Source organism: Streptococcus porci DSM 23759 (genome assembly GCF_000423765.1).
In the GTDB taxonomy this organism is placed as follows: domain Bacteria; phylum Bacillota; class Bacilli; order Lactobacillales; family Streptococcaceae; genus Streptococcus; species Streptococcus porci.
This window is the reverse complement of the sequence record NZ_KE384089.1, coordinates 123,306-141,312: the sequence shown is the minus strand read 5'-3', so window position 1 is coordinate 141,312 and position 18,007 is coordinate 123,306. Positions and strand designations below refer to the sequence as shown.

Sequence of the window (18,007 nt, the reverse complement as noted above, 5' to 3'; positions counted from 1 at the left end):
TCCATCAACCAATCTAAACTTATATCGTAAAAGCCAGCGAATGCACCACCATTGAGGCGATTTTCTTCTACCTTCTGATAAAACGGACTTAATTTCTCATCCTAGTTTTTAATCCTACCATCCACTTCATACAAAGTGAAGTCTTTCTCTTCCATGGGTTTAAAAGCTTTCTGTGCCTGTTTCAGCAATTTCTTACCTCTCGGCTGATGCCACATGGCTTGGTCCACAATACCATCAAATTGATGTAACATACTGCTTGGGCTATCGTGAAAATATGCAGCCATACTTAGCATTCCCTGTAATTCTTCCTTACCTTCAATCTGGTCATTGACCAAGGTATCGGAAGATTGAAGTGTAATCGACTGACCATCCACAACTTCAGTATAATCATACTCTAAAACATCCCATGGGTTACCAATGGCAATAGGACGAAATTTTGTCAACTCTACCTCCCCAGTGAAACCATAGGACTGCATACCTTGTTCAAGCATACTTTGATACAAGGCCAGTTCCTCTTGACTAGCTGCCTTGGGACTAAATAAGAGATACAAACCAACTATTATGACAATAAAGAAACCAACGATTCCTAACATCAGACCGACAATAACTTTTATTACTCTTTTCATTATAACCACCACTTCCCTCAGGACAAACGCATGAAGAAAATCATTTATTGAAAAAGTTTTGAAAATATCAAAAGTCTAAATTTTTAGGTGTTTTGTGAAATTTTACTCAAAAATATTTGGTTTCTTGTCTATCAATAGCTCTTGAAAAGATTGCTTTCTGTAACTATTGTTCTTGACTGCCTAACTTTTCAGAATAAATTTTTTTATTTCAGAAATTTATTGGAACTCTTTTCTTCATGCGTTTGTCGTTCACTTTCCTTGACTATTATACCAAAAAAGAAGCCCTTTCAGACTTCTTACTTTATTTATTCAGCTGCTTCAGCTGGACGTGATTTGCGGGCAATATCTGCTAGGATATGATCCACAAATTCTGATACAGACTGAGTTTGCGTTGCCTTACTTCCGTAGCGACGAACGTTGACTGCATTGTCTTCCATTTCCTTATCACCGACGATGAGCTGGTATGGAATCTTGCTGGTCTGGCTCTGACGGATCTTGTATTGCATCTTCTCGTTCCGTTCATCCACGTGTACGCGAACGCCACGGTCTTGCAATTCCTTGGCAACCTTCCAAGCATAATCCAAGTGAGCTTCCACAGAGATTGGAATCATAGTCACTTGGGTTGGAGCCAACCAAGTTGGGAAAGCACCCTTGTAGGTTTCAATCAAGATGGCTGTGAAGCGTTCCATAGTCGAGATAACACCACGGTGAATCATAACTGGACGGTGCTCCTCACCATCAGCACCGATATAAGTCAAACCAAAGCGTTCTGGCAAGAGGAAGTCCAACTGAATGGTTGACAGGGTTTCTTCGTTACCAAGAGCAGTTTTCACTTGGATATCCAATTTCGGACCGTAGAAGGCAGCTTCACCCTCAGCTTCAAAGTAGTCCACGCCCATTTCATCCATGGCACCTTTCAACATCCGCTGGGCATTTTCCCACATCTCATCGTTGTCATAGTACTTCTCTTTGTCCTCTGGGTCACGATAAGACAGGCGGAAACGGTAGTCGTTTAGGTTGAAATCTGCGTACACATCGATAATCAACTGGAGAGCTTTTTTGAACTCTTCTTGGATTTGCTCAGGTGTGACAAAGATATGACCGTCGTTGAGAGTCATCTCACGCACCCGTTGCAAACCAGTCAATGCACCTGACTTCTCATAGCGGTGCATCATACCAAGCTCGGCGATACGCACTGGCAATTCACGGTAAGAACGCACATGGTTTTTATAAACTTGAATGTGGTGCGGACAGTTCATCGGACGTAGAACAAACTCTTCACCGTCGCCCATGTCCATAGTTGGGAACATATCTTCTGAATAATGCTCCCAGTGACCCGAAGTCTTATAGAGTTCAACAGAAGCCAATGGTGGTGTGTAAACGTGCTGGTAACCAGAAGCCAATTCCTTGTCTGTGATGTAACGCTCCAAGGTACGACGGATGGTCGCTCCATTTGGCAACCAGAATGGCAAGCCTTGACCAACTTCTTGGCTGATCATGAAGAGATCCAATTCCTTACCAAGTTTACGGTGGTCACGCTCTTTGGCTTCCTCACGCATTTGAAGATAGGCCTTCAGGTCTTTCTTGTCAAACCAAGCTGTACCATAAACACGTTGCATCATTGGATTTTCGCTCTTACCACGCCAGTATGCACCAGCCACATTGAGCAATTCAAAAATCTGGATACGGCCTGTTGACGGAACGTGTGGGCCACGGCAGAGGTCAACGTATTCGCCTTGGGTATAGATGGTCAAACCGCCCTCGTCATCCGAGTGTTCCTGAATCAATTCCAACTTGTACGGATCATTTTTGAAAATTTCAAGAGCTTCTTCCTTAGTCACCTCACGACGTTCTGAAGGGAAGTTTTCCTTGACAATCTTCATCATTTCTTCCTGAATGCGTGGCAAATCTTCATTTGAAATCTGACCAGCCGCATTGTCCGTATCATAGTAGAAACCGTCCTGAATAGCTGGACCAACCCCCAACTTGATGTCTGGGAAAAGACGACGAGCCGCTTGGGCGAACAAGTGAGCCGCTGAGTGACGCAAGATGTCCAAGGCATCCTCGTGGTCAGGCGTTACGATTTCAAGCGTGCCGTCCTCTTCAATAGCACGAGTGGTATCAATCAATTTACCATTGAACTTACCAGCAAGCGCCTTTTTCGCCAAAGACTTGCTGATGCTCTCCGCAATTTCAAAAGTTGTCACACCAGCCTGGTACTCACGAACAGCACCATCTGGGAAAGTAATTTTAAGCATATTTATCTCCTTTTTATTTATTTTTTAATCCCCAATAACTCTTCTTTTTGAGCTAAAAAGGTTTCCATTTCTTTTTGAATATCAATATCTAGGCGGTCAGCTAATTCAATCAACCACCAGATATTTTCAGCCATTTTATGCTCCAAGGTATAGGGTGTTTCGTCATAGTAACGACCCTGCTTGGTCATAATCAGGCGGTTCATGTTGCCAATATCATTGGTCAAAGCCAGGAGGTCTTCCTCAATGGACCACTCTTTGTCGTGGTGCTTGAGTTCCAACTCTCTATAAACCTTACGAATAGCTAGGCAACGATCAAGCGTTTCTTGTGGAATGCTGGTCAACTTCATCTCCTTATTTTGTCAAAAAAGAAAACACGACGCCCTCGCAAAAGGACGTCGTAACGTGGTTCCACCTTCATTCGCAGTCACGCTAAAAAGCCTGACTACCTCAGATTGGCGATAAGGGAACCACCCTTTTATGTTTGCATAAAATCATACCGAGTAGTGTCAATCCTATCCTCTATGTGCTTGCACCGACCGCACACTCTCTCAAAGATTTCCTAGAATTGATAAGTCTCTACAAAGTATTATAGCAAGTTTTTCTTAAATTTCAAGTATAAAAGCTATCTCTCGCCTAATCCAAGAAATCACGAATACCTTTGACTAATTTCAAAGGAGCTTTGACCACCTGAGCTGTGTTCTTAGCTAAGCGTTGAGGAAAAATACGACTTTCTGTCTCAATGGTCAACTTTGGTTCGCCATCATTTTTATCAACTGTCAGAGATAGTTTTTCACGTTTTCTGGTGGTCTGTGTGCTTTTGGAGATGATGACATCTAGATAAAACTGATAAACAGTCTTGCCAAAATGTTCAGCAGAAATAGCACAGCGTTTTTCCTCTAACTGCTCACTCGTCATTTGGGGAGTGCTTATAATAGCGTCTAAAATAGCTGACGCTAAGTCTGAAGGATAGTAGTAAAGCGTTCCAAAAGCCTTATCTTCAATCAAATCATCAAGGTAAGGATTCCCATGGGCAATAATAGGGCGTCCGCTAGCCAAACTTTCCAAGTAAGTCAAACCTTGCGTCTCGCTAGTTGAAGCTGAGATAAAGAAATCACATGCCTTATAGTAGAGAGCGACTTCATCGGGACTGACCATACCTGTGAATATAAGATTATCCGTGATTTGCAATTGCTTAGCTTGTTCTTTTAAAGTATCCAGATAAGGACCGTCACCAACGATGACTAGCTTTATGCGGTCATTTTCACGCAAGACTTCTGGCAGACTGTCAAGAACAGCTTGGATATTTTTCTCAGAGGAAATTCGTGAAACACTGAGTAACATGGTCTCGTTCCTAGAAATTCCCAACCTGTCTCTCAGTGCCAGCCACTCTTCCTCTTTAATATCGTCACGGACAAAGCGCTCTAAATCAATACCCGTTGGAATAATCCGCTTAGGAATTTTCACCGCATAATCGTCTAACAGATCAAGTACAATTCGACTAGGACAAATGACACCGTCAAGATCATTGAGGTAGCCACGCACAATATATTTGACCATACCTGGACGTATAAGTTTGCCATTAGCAATGTAGCCCACGTAGTCCTCGTACTGGGTATGATAGGTGTGCACAACTGGAATCTTAAGCGCCCTGCCGATGATTTTTCCTAAAAGCCCCAGACTAAATTCCGTCTGTGTGTGGATGATATCCAACTTGTAGCTCTTAGCAATTTTGAGAGAGGTCATAATACCACGATAAGCAATACGACGATCTGTAAAGGAAATAAACGGAACACTGGGAAGTCGAATAATGGTCGGATCCTCATAGCGTTTGACATTTTTATCTGTGGTGGTAAAAACATAGACCTCATGTCCAGACTTTTCCAACTCTTTTTTGAGCGTCCTAATACTGGTTGCCACACCTGAAACCTGTGGCAAATATGTGTCTGTAAACAAACCTATCCGCATTTACTTCTCCTTATTCTACCTCAATTTAGCCTGCTCTCTGTAAAAATCAATCCATACTTGCAGGAGTCTCTCTTGTGAATACTGAACTGAAATGTGTCCAGACTTTTCTTTTAATTGGGACAAAGCGGTGCTATCTTGAGACAAGTGCTCAATAGCTTTTTTCATAGCTGTCCTATCAGTAGCTGGCTGATAGTCTCCCTCTAAGATAACTTTGTAAAGTTCCAAATCACGCAACATAATCGGTGCCCCACAAGAAGCCGCTTCTAAGATAGTCATTGGAAACAGTTCATTAAAACTTGGCAGTAAAAACAAATCTGTCGACGCATATAACTCGCGCATTCGATCGGCTTCAACGATTCCAGTGAAGGTAAGATTAGCTGGGGGATTATCCATAATCTTCTTGTAATGATCATAACCATCTGTAATCCCACCAAATGAAAAACCACCTGCCCAAATGAATTTAATATGAGGTAATTCTTCTGCCAACCTTACAAAATCGTCAATACCTTTACGTTTTTGTACCTGACCAGCACCTAAAACAACAAAATCATCATCATTTAAACCCAATTCGCTTCGTATGCTCTGCCTTTTTTCCTCAGAGGAAGGATACCACTTCTCCTTATTGACAAAATTAGGAATATAGGTAATTTTGTCACGCGCGATGCCAAAGGCAACCAAATCATCAATAAAACTTGGATTAACTACCACCAAGTGGTCCATACGATTATAAAAAGAGGTGACATATTTTCCCAAAATTTTTTGAAAAAGGCTTGGCATTCTAAGGCTGCCCTCCAAGGTGTCAGGCAGAAAATGAACGTACCCTACACGTCGCCCTACCCTTTTTTTGAAAAAGGTAGAGAGATAAAAAAGCGGGTCAATAGTATGATAGTGGGTAATATCAGCTCGAACTAATCGATTTTCCGTAATCATAAGCTGATCTTTGGCATCTCTCTGTAGCAGACGCATCAATTCGCGATAAGCTCCAGAGACACCTTGTCCGGCAACTTTCTCGCTGGAGCTCAACATATTAACACGTAATAACTTTTCATTCATAACCTTAATTATAGCTTTTTTTAAGATAAAAGTAAAACACCACCCAAACTTGGAGAGGTCTTAGCAATCAATAAAAAGCCTATTTCTAGGCTTATTAAGCTTATTTAGTTGTCCCACGTTCTTTGATACCGTGTTTGAGGACGATTTCTTTTTGACTCAGTTCTTCTTTGTTCATGATTTTGGTTAACATACGCATAGCAACTGCTCCCAAGTCATAAATTGGTTGACTAACAGAAGTCAAGTTTGGGCGTGTGTAATTCACAATTGGCGAATCGTTGCTGGTAATGATTTCAAAATCCTCTGGCACTGACTGACCAGCTTCAAAGAGTCCATTTAAAAGCCCAGCTGCCAATTCGTCTTCAGCAACAACTGCTGCGGTCGCACCGGCATTTAGGACACGTTGAGCAAGGGCGAAGCCTTCTTTATATTTATAGTTAGCTTCAAACACGAGACCTTCGTCAAATTCTAAACCATTTGCTGCAAGACCTTGCTGATAACCAACTAGACGCACCTTACCGTTGATATCATCGATAAGTGGTCCTGAAATGAAAGCAATACGCTTATGTCTAGTAGCTAGTAACTTGATGCCATCAGCAACAGCTGCGCTATGATCAATGTTTACACTTGGTAGTTGGTGTTCCAAATCAACCGTACCAGCTAGAACAACTGGTGTGCGGGAACGAGAAAACTCAGCGCGAATCTTATCCGTCAGGTGGTTCCCCATGAAGATAATCCCATCAACTTGCTTAGCAAAGAGGGTGTTGACCACTGCAACTTCTTTTTCATCATCTTCATCACTTGAAGCAAGGACGATATTGTACTTATACATGGCCGCGATATCATCAATCCCTTTAGCAAGAATGGAAAAGTAGCTATTTGCTAGATTTGGTAAAACAACTCCAACTGTCGTTGTCTTCTTGCTAGCCAGGCCACGAGCCACAGCATTTGGACGGTAATCCAAGCGGTCAATAACTTCCAAGACTTTCTGACGAGTGTTTTCTTTGACATTTTTATTTCCATTAACAACACGACTGACCGTAGCCATAGAAACACCAGCTTCACGGGCAACGTCATAAATCGTAATTGTATCATCTGTACTCATATTGAATTTCCTTTCTATGTGAAAATATCGTTTTCATCATATTTTATCACCTTTTGTAAACACTTTCAAGTGATATCTTTCAAAATTTCCAAAAAATACGACAAAATCTTGTAGTTTTAGATTTCTTTCAGAAAAAACTTGCATTTTTGCCATTTTGTCCTAGAATAGATGTAGATTACCTGGACTTGGCTTAAAGTCAATCCAAACAAAAGGAGAATTTCATGTCAAAAATTAGCCAACTAACTAAAACTCTTGAGCAAGAACAGGTTTACGCTGCAGTTTTGTCTGATCCTGTTTCCATCAATTACCTGACGGGTTACTTAGCCGATCCCCACGAACGTCACATGTACCTCTTTGTTTTTGCTGATAAGAGCCCCCTTCTCTTTCTTCCAGCACTTGATGTGGCAAGGGCAGAGCTTACCGTCGATTTCCCAGTTGTAGGTTATCAAGATTCTGAAAATCCTTGGGAGAAAATCAAAGCCGTGCTACCGAAAACAGACTACCCACAAGTCGCTGTCGAATTCGACAACCTCAATGTTTCTAAGTATAAAGGACTGCAAACGGTCTTTTCTGGTGATTTTGTCAACCTGACACCCGCTCTCCAGCAGATGCGTCTGATTAAATCAGCTGATGAGATTGACAAAATGTTGGTGGCTGGTAAATATGCTGACATGGCTGTTCAAGTCGGTTTTGATAACATTTCACTTGATGTGACCGAGACTGACATCATCGCCCAGATTGAGTTTGAAATGAAAAAGCAGGGCATTAACAAAATGAGCTTTGATACCATGGTCTTGACAGGCAATAATGCCGCAAACCCTCACGGGATTCCTGGAACAAACAAGATTGAAAATAATGCTCTTCTCTTGTTTGACCTGGGCGTGGAAACTCTAGGATATACTTCTGATATGACCCGCACTGTGGCGGTTGGAAAACCCGATCAATTCAAAACAGACATCTACAACATTTGCCTTGAAGCTCAGCTAACAGCCCAAGACTTTATCAAGCCCGGTGTGACTGCATCTGAAGTTGATGCTGCTGCTCGAAAGGTGATTGAAAAAGCTGGATACGGAGAGTACTTCAACCACCGTTTAGGACACGGTCTCGGCATGGATGTACATGAATTTCCATCCATCATGGCAGGAAATGATATGGAAATTCAAGAAGGCATGTGCTTCTCTGTTGAACCTGGTATCTATATCCCTGGAAAAGTCGGTGTCCGCATTGAAGACTGTGGTTACGTAACGAAAACGGGATTTGAAGTCTTTACCAAGACGCCAAAAGAATTGCTTTACTTCTAATTTTCTAAAGAGAAGGAAAAATGATCCTCATCTTTTCAACATCATAAATTAATCTTGAAAAGGCTTAAAATTAAGGCTACTACATCCTTGATTTTAAGCCTTTTAACAATTTTAGGACTTTTTGCTCAGCCTCTTCTCATCATTTGTGCTACAATTTTTCTATGACTAAACTTGCAATCATGAGCGACCTTCATATTGACCTCAACAACTTTGGTGATTTTGAAACAGCCACACTCATTAGCACCCTCAAGCAGAAAGATGTTGACTGGCTACACATGGCTGGAGATATTTCTAATCACTACTATGAGAGCTCCCTTCCTTTTTTTGAAAAAATGGCAGAGCATTTCAAGATAACCTATAACCTTGGAAATCACGATATGCTTGATTTAACAGAAAAAACCATCAAAGCCTTGGACTTTCAAATCCATGACTTAGGTGATAAGGTCTTTCTAGCCTTCCACGGCTGGTATGACTACTCCTTTTCACCAGATAAAACCGAAGCTGAAAATCTTCGTTTCAAAAACAGCTTTTGGTTTGATAGACGACTTAAGCAATCACTATCTGATCCAGAACTGACCGTGAAAATAAGCCAGCAACTAGAAAGTCTCCTAGCTGAACAAATAAAACCCGTCATCATCGCCATGCACTTTGTTCCCCACAGTCGTTTTACCATGACCCATGAAATCTTTAAACCCTTTAACGCCTTTCTAGGCTCTCAAGTATTTCATGACATCTTTACAAAATATCAAGTCACAGATGTGGTCTTTGGCCATGCCCATCGCTCCTATGGTAGTCAAACCATTGATGGCATCCGCTATCATTCACGCCCCTTGGGTTACGTTCGCGAATGGGATTTGACCATTGATTTTGTCAACCAAAATGCTCATCTCAACCCAAGTGGGACTTGGAATCTGTCTAAACGCTATCATTTGGTTAAAAAACGAGCTGATTTTCAAGACCACCTGAAAAACCACTTGGCAGAGGAATTTGAAAAATCCATAACACTATTTGACATCTAAAAAATCAGCCCCATGTGGAGCTGATTTTTGCTAAGAGCAATAGTATTTACTCTCTCTTTTAAATTTAGATTGCATTTTTATCTTGTCCAAGCGCACGTTGCACTGCTTTTACAACTTCTACAATAACAAGAGCTAAGAATGAACCGATAAGAACCACAATCCATTGGTGCCAGTCAAGGTGGGACACGTGGAAGATTTTTTCCAAGAATGGGATGGTCAACGTTGCAACCAATAGGATAAGGGAGCCAACTATTGCCCAGTTAAAAGTTTTATTTTTGAATGGACCAACTGTAAAGATAGATTGATAAACAGATTTAACATTAAAGGCGTGTACCAGCTGGATCAATCCAAGCGTTGCGTAAGCCATAGTTAGTGCATCAGCGTGAATGGCTTTATCTCCAAGGTGGACTGGATTGAAGATGGCATAGCCATAAACACCCAAGACCAAAGCACCTTGCATGAGTCCTTGGTAAGCAACAGCTCCCAAGACACCACCTGAGAAGAAGCTTGAATTACGTCCACGAGGTTTGTGGGTCATAACACCAGGCTCAGCAGGTTCCATACCAAGAGCAATCGCTGGAAGAGTATCTGTTACCAAGTTAATCCAAAGAAGATGAACTGGCTCTAACACATCCCAACCAAACAAGGTAGCAAGGAAGATGGTGAGAACTTCCGCAATGTTGGCTGAAAGCAAATATTGAACAGTCTTTTGAATGTTTGAGAAGACCTTACGCCCTTCTTCAACGGCAACGATAATAGTCGCAAAGTTGTCGTCAGCGAGAACCATGTCAGAAGCCCCTTTAGAAACTTCTGTACCTGTGATACCCATACCAATACCAATGTCAGCTGTTTTCAGAGATGGGGCATCGTTGACACCGTCACCAGTCATGGCAACCACTTTACCTTCATTTTGCCAAGCTTTTACAATACGAACCTTATGCTCTGGAGAAACGCGGGCATAAACCGAGTATTGTTTGAAGACTTTTTGGAATTCTTCATCAGACAATTCATTAAGTTCAGCACCCGTGAAAACATGGTCTTCCGTATCGTTAGGGTCGATGATCCCAAGACGTTTGGCAATAGCTTCCGCTGTATCTTGGTGGTCCCCTGTAATCATGATTGGACGGATACCAGCCTCTTTAGCCACTTGAACTGCTTGCGCTGCTTCTGGACGTTCTGGGTCAATCATACCAACCAAACCAGCAAAAATAAGATTATTTTCAACAACCTCTGTTTCAAGCGTTGGAACGCTTGTCTCATACTTATAAGCCATCATGAGGACACGAAGAGCTTCTTTAGCCAAAGATTTATTAGTTGCGAGGATTGCTGCTTTATCCGCGTCAGTAATAGGACGGATTGTACCGTTCTCCTCGATTTGAGTCACACGTTTAAGCAATTGGTCTGGGGCACCTTTTACAGCTACCAAAAATTGATTATCAGCCATCTTATGAATGGTTGACATAAGCTTACGCTCTGAGTCAAATGGCAATTCAGCCACACGAGGCTCAGCTTTAAGAGCTTCACGAACATCAAAAGTATGGTCAAAACCAAACTGTACCAGTGCTGTCTCTGTTGGATCACCAATCAGTTTGCCATTTTGGTCAACTTTGGTATCGTTAGCAAAGTTCATGACACGAAGAGTCATGTTATCTTTAGCAATGTCATCTGTCGCATCAAAAACTTGTCCGTTGTAGTAAACTTTTTCAACGGTCATTTGGTTCATAGTCAAGGTACCTGTCTTGTCTGAGGCAATAATTTCTGTAGAACCAAGTGTCTCAACAGCTGGAAGCTGACGAATGATGGAATTGCGTTTGGCAAGAACCTGTGTTCCCATGGATAAAACGATGGTAACAACCGCAGGCAACCCTTCTGGAATAGCTGCTACAGCAAGGGCAACTGCTGTCATAAGGGCTGCAAGCGGAGCTTCCTTACGAACGAAAACAGAAACCACAAAGGTAATTGCTGCAATGACAAGAACGGCATAAGTCAAAATCTTAGACAAGTGATGCAGGTTTTGCTTGAGTGGCGTATCCGTTTCTTCTGCGTTTGCCAGCATGCTGGCAATATGACCTACTTCTGTGTACATACCCGTATTGGTAACAACCCCTATACCACGGCCATAAGTAACATTTGAGTTTTGATACCCCATATTAACACGGTCACCAAGACCTGCATCTTCTTTGAGGGTTACATCAAGATTTTTTTCAACAGGAACAGATTCTCCTGTCAATGCAGCTTCCTCGATTTTAAGAGACGCAGCCTCTAAAAGGCGCATATCTGCAGGGACAACGTCACCTGCTTCAAGCATAACAACGTCACCTGGAACCAACTCTTTTGAATCAACTTCCTTAACATGGCCATCACGGCGAACACGTGCGACAGGACTGGACATGGATTTGAGAGCATCAATAGCAGCTTCAGCCTTACCCTCTTGATAAACCCCAAAACCAGCATTTAGGACAACAACCAAAAGAATAATAATGGCGTCAGTCATTCCTTCTGTTCCTTCTGTGATTACAGAAAGGACAGCAGCGGCTAGCAAGATGATAATCATCAAATCCTTGAATTGGTCCAGAAATTTCTGCCAGATGGTGCGTTTCTCACCCTCATCAAGCTCATTGTGGCCATACTGGCTCAAGCGATTTGCTGCTTCTTCGCTTGACAAACCCTTTTTAGATGTCTGCAAGGCTGAAAGCACAGCATCTTCCGTCTGCGTAAAATACGCCTGACGTTTTTGTTCTTTAGACATAATGTCTCCTCCCTTGGTTTTTCCAAATAAAAAAACCTGTTTGATTTTTGAACAAGTCTCGCTGTTTAAGATCATGCCGGAAAATCATTTTCGTAGTGACGACATAATCACGGGCTCTCCCGTCTGCTACTCCCTTGATAGTTAATAATTATATAAAAAAAGCAGGAAAAAAACAAGTTTTCTCTGCTTTTATCTGGATGAAAATCCTTTACATAACTTCTCAAAGAGATACTAGATAAGAATCAAAAAATAACGGTAGACTATTTCTATCTACAATCGATTTAAGTCGACAAGAAGATAAGATTTGAATAAGAGCTCTATAATTTCTATAGTGGATAAACCAAAACTATCATGGAGATTATAGAGCCTGAAATTTTAGACACACGAAAATTTCCTTAAGGCTTCTAGTGAATTCTTTTCACTGTGTACACTTTAACTTAATCTCTCCTCTTTGACGTATGCAATCGGTAGCATTTCCAAGAAAACTTCTAATTGTTTTTCCCAGTAGTACCATTCGTGCTTACCTGGTGCATGTGCATAGCTTAAATCAAGACCTGCTTTCTTAAACTGCTGTACTGCAACTTGGTTCGCCTGATAAAGGAAATCCTCCTCACCACACCAAGCATAGAATTTCGTTTTCTTATCATGGTCTTTTATAAGGTTTGTTAAGACATGTTCAGATGTTGATATTTGACTGATATCGCCAAATACGCCCTTCCAATAAGCTCCCTCTGCACCAGTTGCATGCGTTAAGTCTTGCTGGTCCAAACCAATTCCAATGGCACCTGAAAATGAGCCCGCCCAACTGTATTGATTTGTAGATAAGGCAATTTTAAAAGCACCATACCCACCCATAGAAAGCCCTGCAATAAAGGTTTTATCCCGCTTTGTCGTCATATTAGGAAAGAAACGCTGCATAACCCTAGGTAATTCTTTTGCGATAGCATCGTAGTAATTGAGTCCATAGGTCGTATTGGTGTACCAGCCCAAATCGGTTGTCGGCATTACGACAATTAGATTGGTATGACGTAAAAGGCGTTCAATGGCAGTTCGTTTACGCCACGAGTCCTCATTTCCACCCATTCCGTGTAAGAGATAAAGCACAGGGATATCCCTTGATGCAGCTTCTTCTGCTGTTACCTCAGCCGCATCTGGATAAATGACCGACACATGGCGCACCATATCCAGCACAGCTGATTGATATTCTATTTCAAATGTAGCCATATTTCCCTCTTTCTTTTCAAGAAAACAGCCTTACCTTAGGCACTGTTTGCCAATGATTTAGCGCACTTCCATGATAACAGGTAGCACCGCTGGGCGACGTTTTGTCTGATCAAAAAGGAATTTACTGAGGTCATCGCGAACCGCTGCCTTCAATTCTGGCCAATCAAAGTTGTCCTTAGCTAGATAATTTTCAACTGTGGTATTGACCAATTCAGCAGATTCTCGCATAATATCACGACTTTTCTTGACATAGACAAAACCGCGTGTGTGAACCCTTGCTTTTGAAATGATTTTCTTATGGCGTTTGTTGACCGTTAAAGCAACGATAAAAATGCCATCTTCTGACAAGATTTTGCGATCACGCAAGACGATATTACCCACATCACCGATAGCATTTCCATCAATCATAACATCTGCTGCTGGGACACCTCCCTCATGGAGAAATCCTTGGTCGGACAGGTGCATAATATCACCGCGTTTCACGATGTAAATGTTTTCTGGAAGGATTCCAATTTCCTCGGCTAATTTAGCATGGGCAGCTAAATCACGGTATTCTCCTTGAATCGGGAAGAGGTATTTTGGTTTTATCAGGTTCATCATCAGTTGCAAATCACGACCATTAGCATGACCCGACACGCGCAAATTTTGCGTAATCATCTTGACCGAACCGCCGGCCTTGTAAATTAGGTTGTTGACACGCGCCACCATTGCTTCCTTAGCGATACTTGGAGTAGTTACGATATAAACCAAGTCTCCATCCTTGATGTGAACATAGCGATGGCGACCAAGTGCCATTTTTTGCAAACCATTGATTGGCTCACCCATACGTCCTGTCTCAAGGATAATCAACTCATGATCCTCGTACTGGTTCATGTCTTTGGCTTTGATAATCAAACGGTCATTAAAAACCGATAATTTTTTTAGTTTAATGGCTGTTCGAACAATATTCTCAACGTCAAAACCAGTCAGAACAACTCTCCGACCAAAACGAGCAGCTGCATCGAAGACCTGCTGAATACGAACCAAGTTGGAAGCAACCGCAGCCACAATAACGCGTCCCTGCGCTTCTTCGATGACATTATTCATCTCAACCCCAACCTCAGCCTCGCTAGCAACTTGAGCCGTACTACTTGCATTGGCAGAGTCTGACAGTAAGGCAAGGACGCCTTCACGCCCGATTTCAGCCAGACGCCCTAAATCGGTTTCATAAAATTTGCGTGCAGCCTGATCAAACTTGAAGTCGCCTGTATAGACGATATTTCCCCGATCAGTCCCCACGACAATACCCAAGCTCTCAGGGATAGAGTGAGTGGTTTTAAAGAATGAAATTGTCGCATCTTTAAACTCAATTTCAGTTGCACTGTCAACCACATGGAAATTGTTGAACTTCTTAGTTGCATTGTTATTTTTAACCATCAATTTTGCTAGTTCAATGGTCAATTCCGAACCAAAAATAGGAACCTTAACTTCTTGCAAGAGATAAGGTAAAGCTCCGATTGCATCGGCATGTCCGTGTGTCAAGAAAACGCCCTGCACACGTTCCTTATTTTCCACTAAGTATTCCAGATTTGGGATAACCACGTCAACCCCCAGTTGCTCATTTTCTGGGTATTTAAGACCAGCATCCAAAATAAAAATGGATTCGTTGACTTCAGCCAGGTAAAAGTTTTTCCCGTTTTCACGAACTCCACCTAAAGCAATAATTTTAATGTCACTCATATGTTGAGATACAAGGGAACTTTGGATTTCCTAATCTATGTTTACTACAAATGCCAAAGGTTCCCCGTTCAGTTAGAGTTACTAACTAAACTCTCCTTTCTCGTTAAATTAGTTAAATAAGTTTACAAACGTTCCTTACGTCCACGTAGAAAGTGGTTGGTAAGTCGAATTACAGTCCATTGTATTATACCATATTTAGTGATTTTTTTCTGAAAAGAGATGTAAAAAGTCTGCCAAAGACAGACCTGTTTTCTTATTCAAATATTTTGTAGTAATCAGCAATAGTCATTTGAGCTTTTTCGATTGCTGACACCTCTTTGATAATTTTTCCATCCTTCATAACCAAAACCCGATTACCATAAGTAAGAGCGTCCTCCATACGGTGGGTTATCATGAGCGCAGTCAGCTGATCTTGATTCACAAAGGTGTCAGTCAAGGCCATGAGGGAAGATGAGGTCTTGGGGTCAAGGGCAGCGGTGTGTTCATCCAGAAGCAAAAGTTCTGGGCGTTTCAATGTTGCCATCAAAAGACTGAGCGCCTGCCTTTGACCTCCAGATAGAAGACCTGCTGGCGTATTCAAATGACGCTCCAATCCGTTGCCAGTTTTAGCCAAAAGGCGTAAAAATTCCTCAGAAAAGTCGTGGATTTTTCTTGGCAAAAGGCTGCGCTTCTCACCACGATACTTGGCAATGAGAAGATTTTCAGCAACAGTCATACGAGGGGCCGTTCCCATTTTAGGATCCTGAAAAACACGTGATAGGTATTTGGCGCGCTTTTCCGCAGGCAAATTGGTCACATCCTCACCCATGATAAGGATACTTCCGCTTGTTAGCATAAGTGTCCCAGCAATCACGTTAAAGAGAGTTGACTTACCAGCGCCGTTGCCACCCAAAATGGTTAGAAAATCATGTTCGTAAATATCCAGACTAACATCATCTAAAATCGTCTTAAAGTCATCAAAACCGTTGTTGACACGGACCGTTGCATTTTTGAGTTCTACAATTTTTGTCATCGTGATAAGGTCACTCCTTTGAAAAATTTTGCTTTAAGAGTTGGGAAAATCAAGCAGAGCGCAAGTACGATGGCGCTATATATTTTAAGGTAGTTACTGTTAAAACCAAGAGCAAGAATCGTCGTAATCAAAGCCCAGTACAAGATACTTCCTACCACAATGGCAATGAGGCGTTCTAATAAGGTTAAATTGTTATAAAGAACTTCCCCAATGATAATGCTTGCTAGACCGACAACGATAATACCAATCCCCTTTTGAACGTCCGCGTAGCCATCTTGCTGAGCAATCAAAGCACCAGACAGTGCAATGATTCCATTTGAAACGACCAAACCCATCACTTCCATACCATCCGTGTTGATACCAAAGCTCTTTGCCATATCGCGGTTATCTCCCGTAGCGATATAAGCCTGTCCTAGTCGCGTGTGCAAAAAGAAAATCAAACAGGCAATCACCAGAGCAACAGAAACCAAGCCAAGCACTAGAAAATTAGCGTCTTTACTGAAAGGCAACAAATCAACCAGGGTTTTCTTTCCCAAAAGTCCCAAGTTTGCTCTACCCATCACCATAAGCATGATTGAATTAGCAGAAGTCATGACTAAAATCCCTGATAAGATTGTCGGAATTTTCCCTTTGGTATAAAGAAGCCCTGTCACCAAACCAGCCAAACACCCCACCAACATACCAGCCAGCGTCGCCAACAAAGGGTGAACCTGCTGATTTATCAGAGTGACTGTCACTGCTGCTCCAAGTGGAAAGGAGCCCTCCGTTGTCATATCTGGAAAGTTTAAAATCCTAAAAGTCAGGTAAATACCTAATCCTAAAATACCATACAGAAGCCCCTGCGATACGGCTGAAATAATCATAATGAAGATATTAGGGACAAAACTCAGTCCCCTGCCCAGCTCAGAGGAATAAGCCGAGCAATCCTTTCTGTTAAATTTTGCTTATTATTTAAAAAATGAGGAACAAACTGACCTTACTCTGACGTCTCAAGAACATCCGCTTGTTCCAGAACCTCTTTCGGAAGGCTGATCCCTAAAAGCTCGGCTGCCTTAGGATTGACAATCGGTGTCCCAGTATCAATGACATTGACTGGAACATTTTTTACCTCTTGACCCGCCAAAAGTTTGACAGCAATTTTAGCAGTTTCACGGCCAAGTTCATATTGGCTTTGAGAAATAGCAGCTAGACTGCCTTGAGCAACCATGGTATCAACGCTAGAATAAACCGGAATCTTAGCTTGGTTGGTCGCGCTGATGACAGTTGGAAAAGCTGACGCAATAGTGTTATCTTGAGGAACAAAGATGGCATCTACCTTACCTACAGCTACGCTCATGGTCGCAGCGATGTCATTACTTGATGGCACAGCAAAGTCAATAACTTCTATGCCAACTTCAGTCGCAAATTCTTTGAAAGCTTTAACTTGCGACACAGAATTATCCTCGCTACTTGCGTAAAGGACACCCACTTTTTTTACATTAGGAGTGACTTGTTTGATGAGCTCCACCCCTTGTTTGATAGGCACTTGGTTTGAGGTTCCCGTAACGTTTGCTTCCGGTTTGTCTAAATTTTTGACCAATTTTGCACCGACTGGGTCAGAAATGGCTCCCATAACTACTGGGATGTCACTGGTTGCGTTAGCTAGACCTTGTGCCGCTGGCGTCGCAATTCCGATAACTAAGTCGTTATCTTTAACCAGTTGATCTGACATCGTTTTGATTTTGCTTTGATCTGCCTCTGCATTCATCTGCGTCAGCTCAACTGTCGCTCCTTCATATCCCGCGTCAGCCAAACCATCGACGATTCCTTGGTTAATAGCATCCAGAGCATCATGGGTAACAAACTGTAAAATACCAATTTTAACCACCTGATTTTTTGACGCTTTTTCAGCTCCGCCATTTCCCTTAGAAATAAACGAAAAGCCAACCAGAAGCGCAATGGCAATAAGTGTCCCGATAAGTCCTTTATTTTTCATCCTG

The 18,007-nt window shown here is 42.0% G+C and carries 14 protein-coding genes; 2 read left to right on the top strand and 12 right to left on the bottom strand.

From position 1 onward, the window contains the following. Window positions 1–101 precede the first annotated feature (101 nt). The 6 genes from G576_RS0110345 to ccpA form a co-directional block, all read right to left on the bottom strand. A complete protein-coding gene (locus G576_RS0110345) occupies window positions 102–626 on the bottom strand; it encodes a hypothetical protein (RefSeq protein ID WP_027974539.1) in 525 nt (174 codons plus the stop codon). Between the two features lie 305 nt (window positions 627–931). Next, window positions 932–2,884 carry a threonine--tRNA ligase gene (thrS, locus tag G576_RS0110340; protein WP_027974538.1) on the bottom strand — a complete coding sequence of 651 codons (1,953 nt, stop codon included), beginning with the start codon at window positions 2,882–2,884 and terminating at the stop codon, window positions 932–934. Window positions 2,885–2,901: 17 nt separating this feature from the next. Next, window positions 2,902–3,231, bottom strand: a complete 330-nt coding sequence (locus G576_RS0110335) for a nucleoside triphosphate pyrophosphohydrolase family protein (RefSeq protein WP_027974537.1) — start codon at window positions 3,229–3,231, stop codon at window positions 2,902–2,904. A gap of 286 nt (window positions 3,232–3,517) precedes the next feature. Further along, a complete protein-coding gene (locus G576_RS0110330; RefSeq protein ID WP_027974536.1) occupies window positions 3,518–4,849 on the bottom strand; it encodes a glycosyltransferase family 4 protein in 1,332 nt (443 codons plus the stop codon). 15 nt (window positions 4,850–4,864) lie between these two features. Next, window positions 4,865–5,902, bottom strand: a complete 1,038-nt coding sequence (locus tag G576_RS0110325; protein ID WP_027974535.1) for a glycosyltransferase family 4 protein — start codon at window positions 5,900–5,902, stop codon at window positions 4,865–4,867. 100 nt (window positions 5,903–6,002) lie between these two features. Continuing rightward, window positions 6,003–7,004 (bottom strand): catabolite control protein A, encoded by a 1,002-nt coding sequence (gene ccpA, locus G576_RS0110320; protein WP_027974534.1) that lies wholly within the window; start codon window positions 7,002–7,004, stop codon window positions 6,003–6,005. A gap of 221 nt (window positions 7,005–7,225) precedes the next feature. Here ccpA and G576_RS0110310 point away from each other — a divergent pair, with 221 nt between their 5' ends. Next, the gene (locus tag G576_RS0110310) at window positions 7,226–8,305 is read left to right on the top strand and encodes a M24 family metallopeptidase (protein WP_027974533.1); all 1,080 of its coding nucleotides are present in this window, start codon (window positions 7,226–7,228) and stop codon (window positions 8,303–8,305) included. A gap of 161 nt (window positions 8,306–8,466) precedes the next feature. After that, window positions 8,467–9,324 carry a metallophosphoesterase gene (locus G576_RS0110305; RefSeq protein ID WP_027974532.1) on the top strand — a complete coding sequence of 286 codons (858 nt, stop codon included), beginning with the start codon at window positions 8,467–8,469 and terminating at the stop codon, window positions 9,322–9,324. 64 nt (window positions 9,325–9,388) lie between these two features. Here the strand turns inward: G576_RS0110305 and G576_RS0110300 are convergent, their stop codons facing one another. The 6 genes from G576_RS0110300 to trpX all read right to left on the bottom strand — a co-directional run bounded on the left by G576_RS0110300 (window position 9,389) and on the right by trpX (window position 18,003). Next, window positions 9,389–12,073: a calcium-translocating P-type ATPase, PMCA-type gene (locus tag G576_RS0110300; protein ID WP_027974531.1), complete on the bottom strand. Its 2,685-nt coding sequence runs from the start codon at window positions 12,071–12,073 to the stop codon at window positions 9,389–9,391. Window positions 12,074–12,505: 432 nt separating this feature from the next. Beyond that, window positions 12,506–13,297: an alpha/beta hydrolase gene (locus G576_RS0110295; protein ID WP_027974530.1), complete on the bottom strand. Its 792-nt coding sequence runs from the start codon at window positions 13,295–13,297 to the stop codon at window positions 12,506–12,508. A 57-nt stretch (window positions 13,298–13,354) separates the two neighbouring features. Next, window positions 13,355–15,016, bottom strand: coding sequence for a ribonuclease J (locus G576_RS0110290; RefSeq protein WP_027974529.1), 1,662 nt, complete (start codon window positions 15,014–15,016; stop codon window positions 13,355–13,357). A 253-nt stretch (window positions 15,017–15,269) separates the two neighbouring features. After that, the gene (locus G576_RS0110285) at window positions 15,270–16,028 is read right to left on the bottom strand and encodes an ABC transporter ATP-binding protein (RefSeq protein ID WP_027974528.1); all 759 of its coding nucleotides are present in this window, start codon (window positions 16,026–16,028) and stop codon (window positions 15,270–15,272) included. Continuing rightward, the gene (locus G576_RS0110280) at window positions 16,025–16,891 is read right to left on the bottom strand and encodes an ABC transporter permease (RefSeq protein WP_027974527.1); all 867 of its coding nucleotides are present in this window, start codon (window positions 16,889–16,891) and stop codon (window positions 16,025–16,027) included. Before G576_RS0110280 ends, G576_RS0110285 begins: the two co-directional genes overlap by 4 nt. Before the next feature lie 113 nt (window positions 16,892–17,004). After that, a complete protein-coding gene (gene trpX / locus G576_RS0110275) occupies window positions 17,005–18,003 on the bottom strand; it encodes a tryptophan ABC transporter substrate-binding protein (RefSeq protein WP_027974526.1) in 999 nt (332 codons plus the stop codon). Window positions 18,004–18,007 lie beyond the last annotated feature (4 nt).

Excerpts from the sequence above, each read along its gene's own strand:
- G576_RS0110300 (WP_027974531.1), bottom strand. The coding sequence starts at position 12,073 with ATGTCTAAAGAACAAAAACGTCAGGCGTATTTTACGCAGACGGAAGAT.
- G576_RS0110285 (WP_027974528.1), bottom strand. The coding sequence starts at position 16,028 with ATGACAAAAATTGTAGAACTCAAAAATGCAACGGTCCGTGTCAACAAC.
- G576_RS0110330 (WP_027974536.1), bottom strand. The coding sequence starts at position 4,849 with ATGCGGATAGGTTTGTTTACAGACACATATTTGCCACAGGTTTCAGGT.
- G576_RS0110335 (WP_027974537.1), bottom strand. The coding sequence starts at position 3,231 with ATGAAGTTGACCAGCATTCCACAAGAAACGCTTGATCGTTGCCTAGCT.
- ccpA (WP_027974534.1), bottom strand. The coding sequence starts at position 7,004 with ATGAGTACAGATGATACAATTACGATTTATGACGTTGCCCGTGAAGCT.
- G576_RS0110280 (WP_027974527.1), bottom strand. The coding sequence starts at position 16,891 with ATGATTATTTCAGCCGTATCGCAGGGGCTTCTGTATGGTATTTTAGGA.
- G576_RS0110345 (WP_027974539.1), bottom strand. The coding sequence starts at position 626 with ATGAAAAGAGTAATAAAAGTTATTGTCGGTCTGATGTTAGGAATCGTT.
- G576_RS0110305 (WP_027974532.1), top strand. The coding sequence starts at position 8,467 with ATGACTAAACTTGCAATCATGAGCGACCTTCATATTGACCTCAACAAC.
- G576_RS0110325 (WP_027974535.1), bottom strand. The coding sequence starts at position 5,902 with ATGAATGAAAAGTTATTACGTGTTAATATGTTGAGCTCCAGCGAGAAA.
- trpX (WP_027974526.1), bottom strand. The coding sequence starts at position 18,003 with ATGAAAAATAAAGGACTTATCGGGACACTTATTGCCATTGCGCTTCTG.
- G576_RS0110310 (WP_027974533.1), top strand. The coding sequence starts at position 7,226 with ATGTCAAAAATTAGCCAACTAACTAAAACTCTTGAGCAAGAACAGGTT.
- thrS (WP_027974538.1), bottom strand. The coding sequence starts at position 2,884 with ATGCTTAAAATTACTTTCCCAGATGGTGCTGTTCGTGAGTACCAGGCT.
- G576_RS0110290 (WP_027974529.1), bottom strand. The coding sequence starts at position 15,016 with ATGAGTGACATTAAAATTATTGCTTTAGGTGGAGTTCGTGAAAACGGG.
- G576_RS0110295 (WP_027974530.1), bottom strand. The coding sequence starts at position 13,297 with ATGGCTACATTTGAAATAGAATATCAATCAGCTGTGCTGGATATGGTG.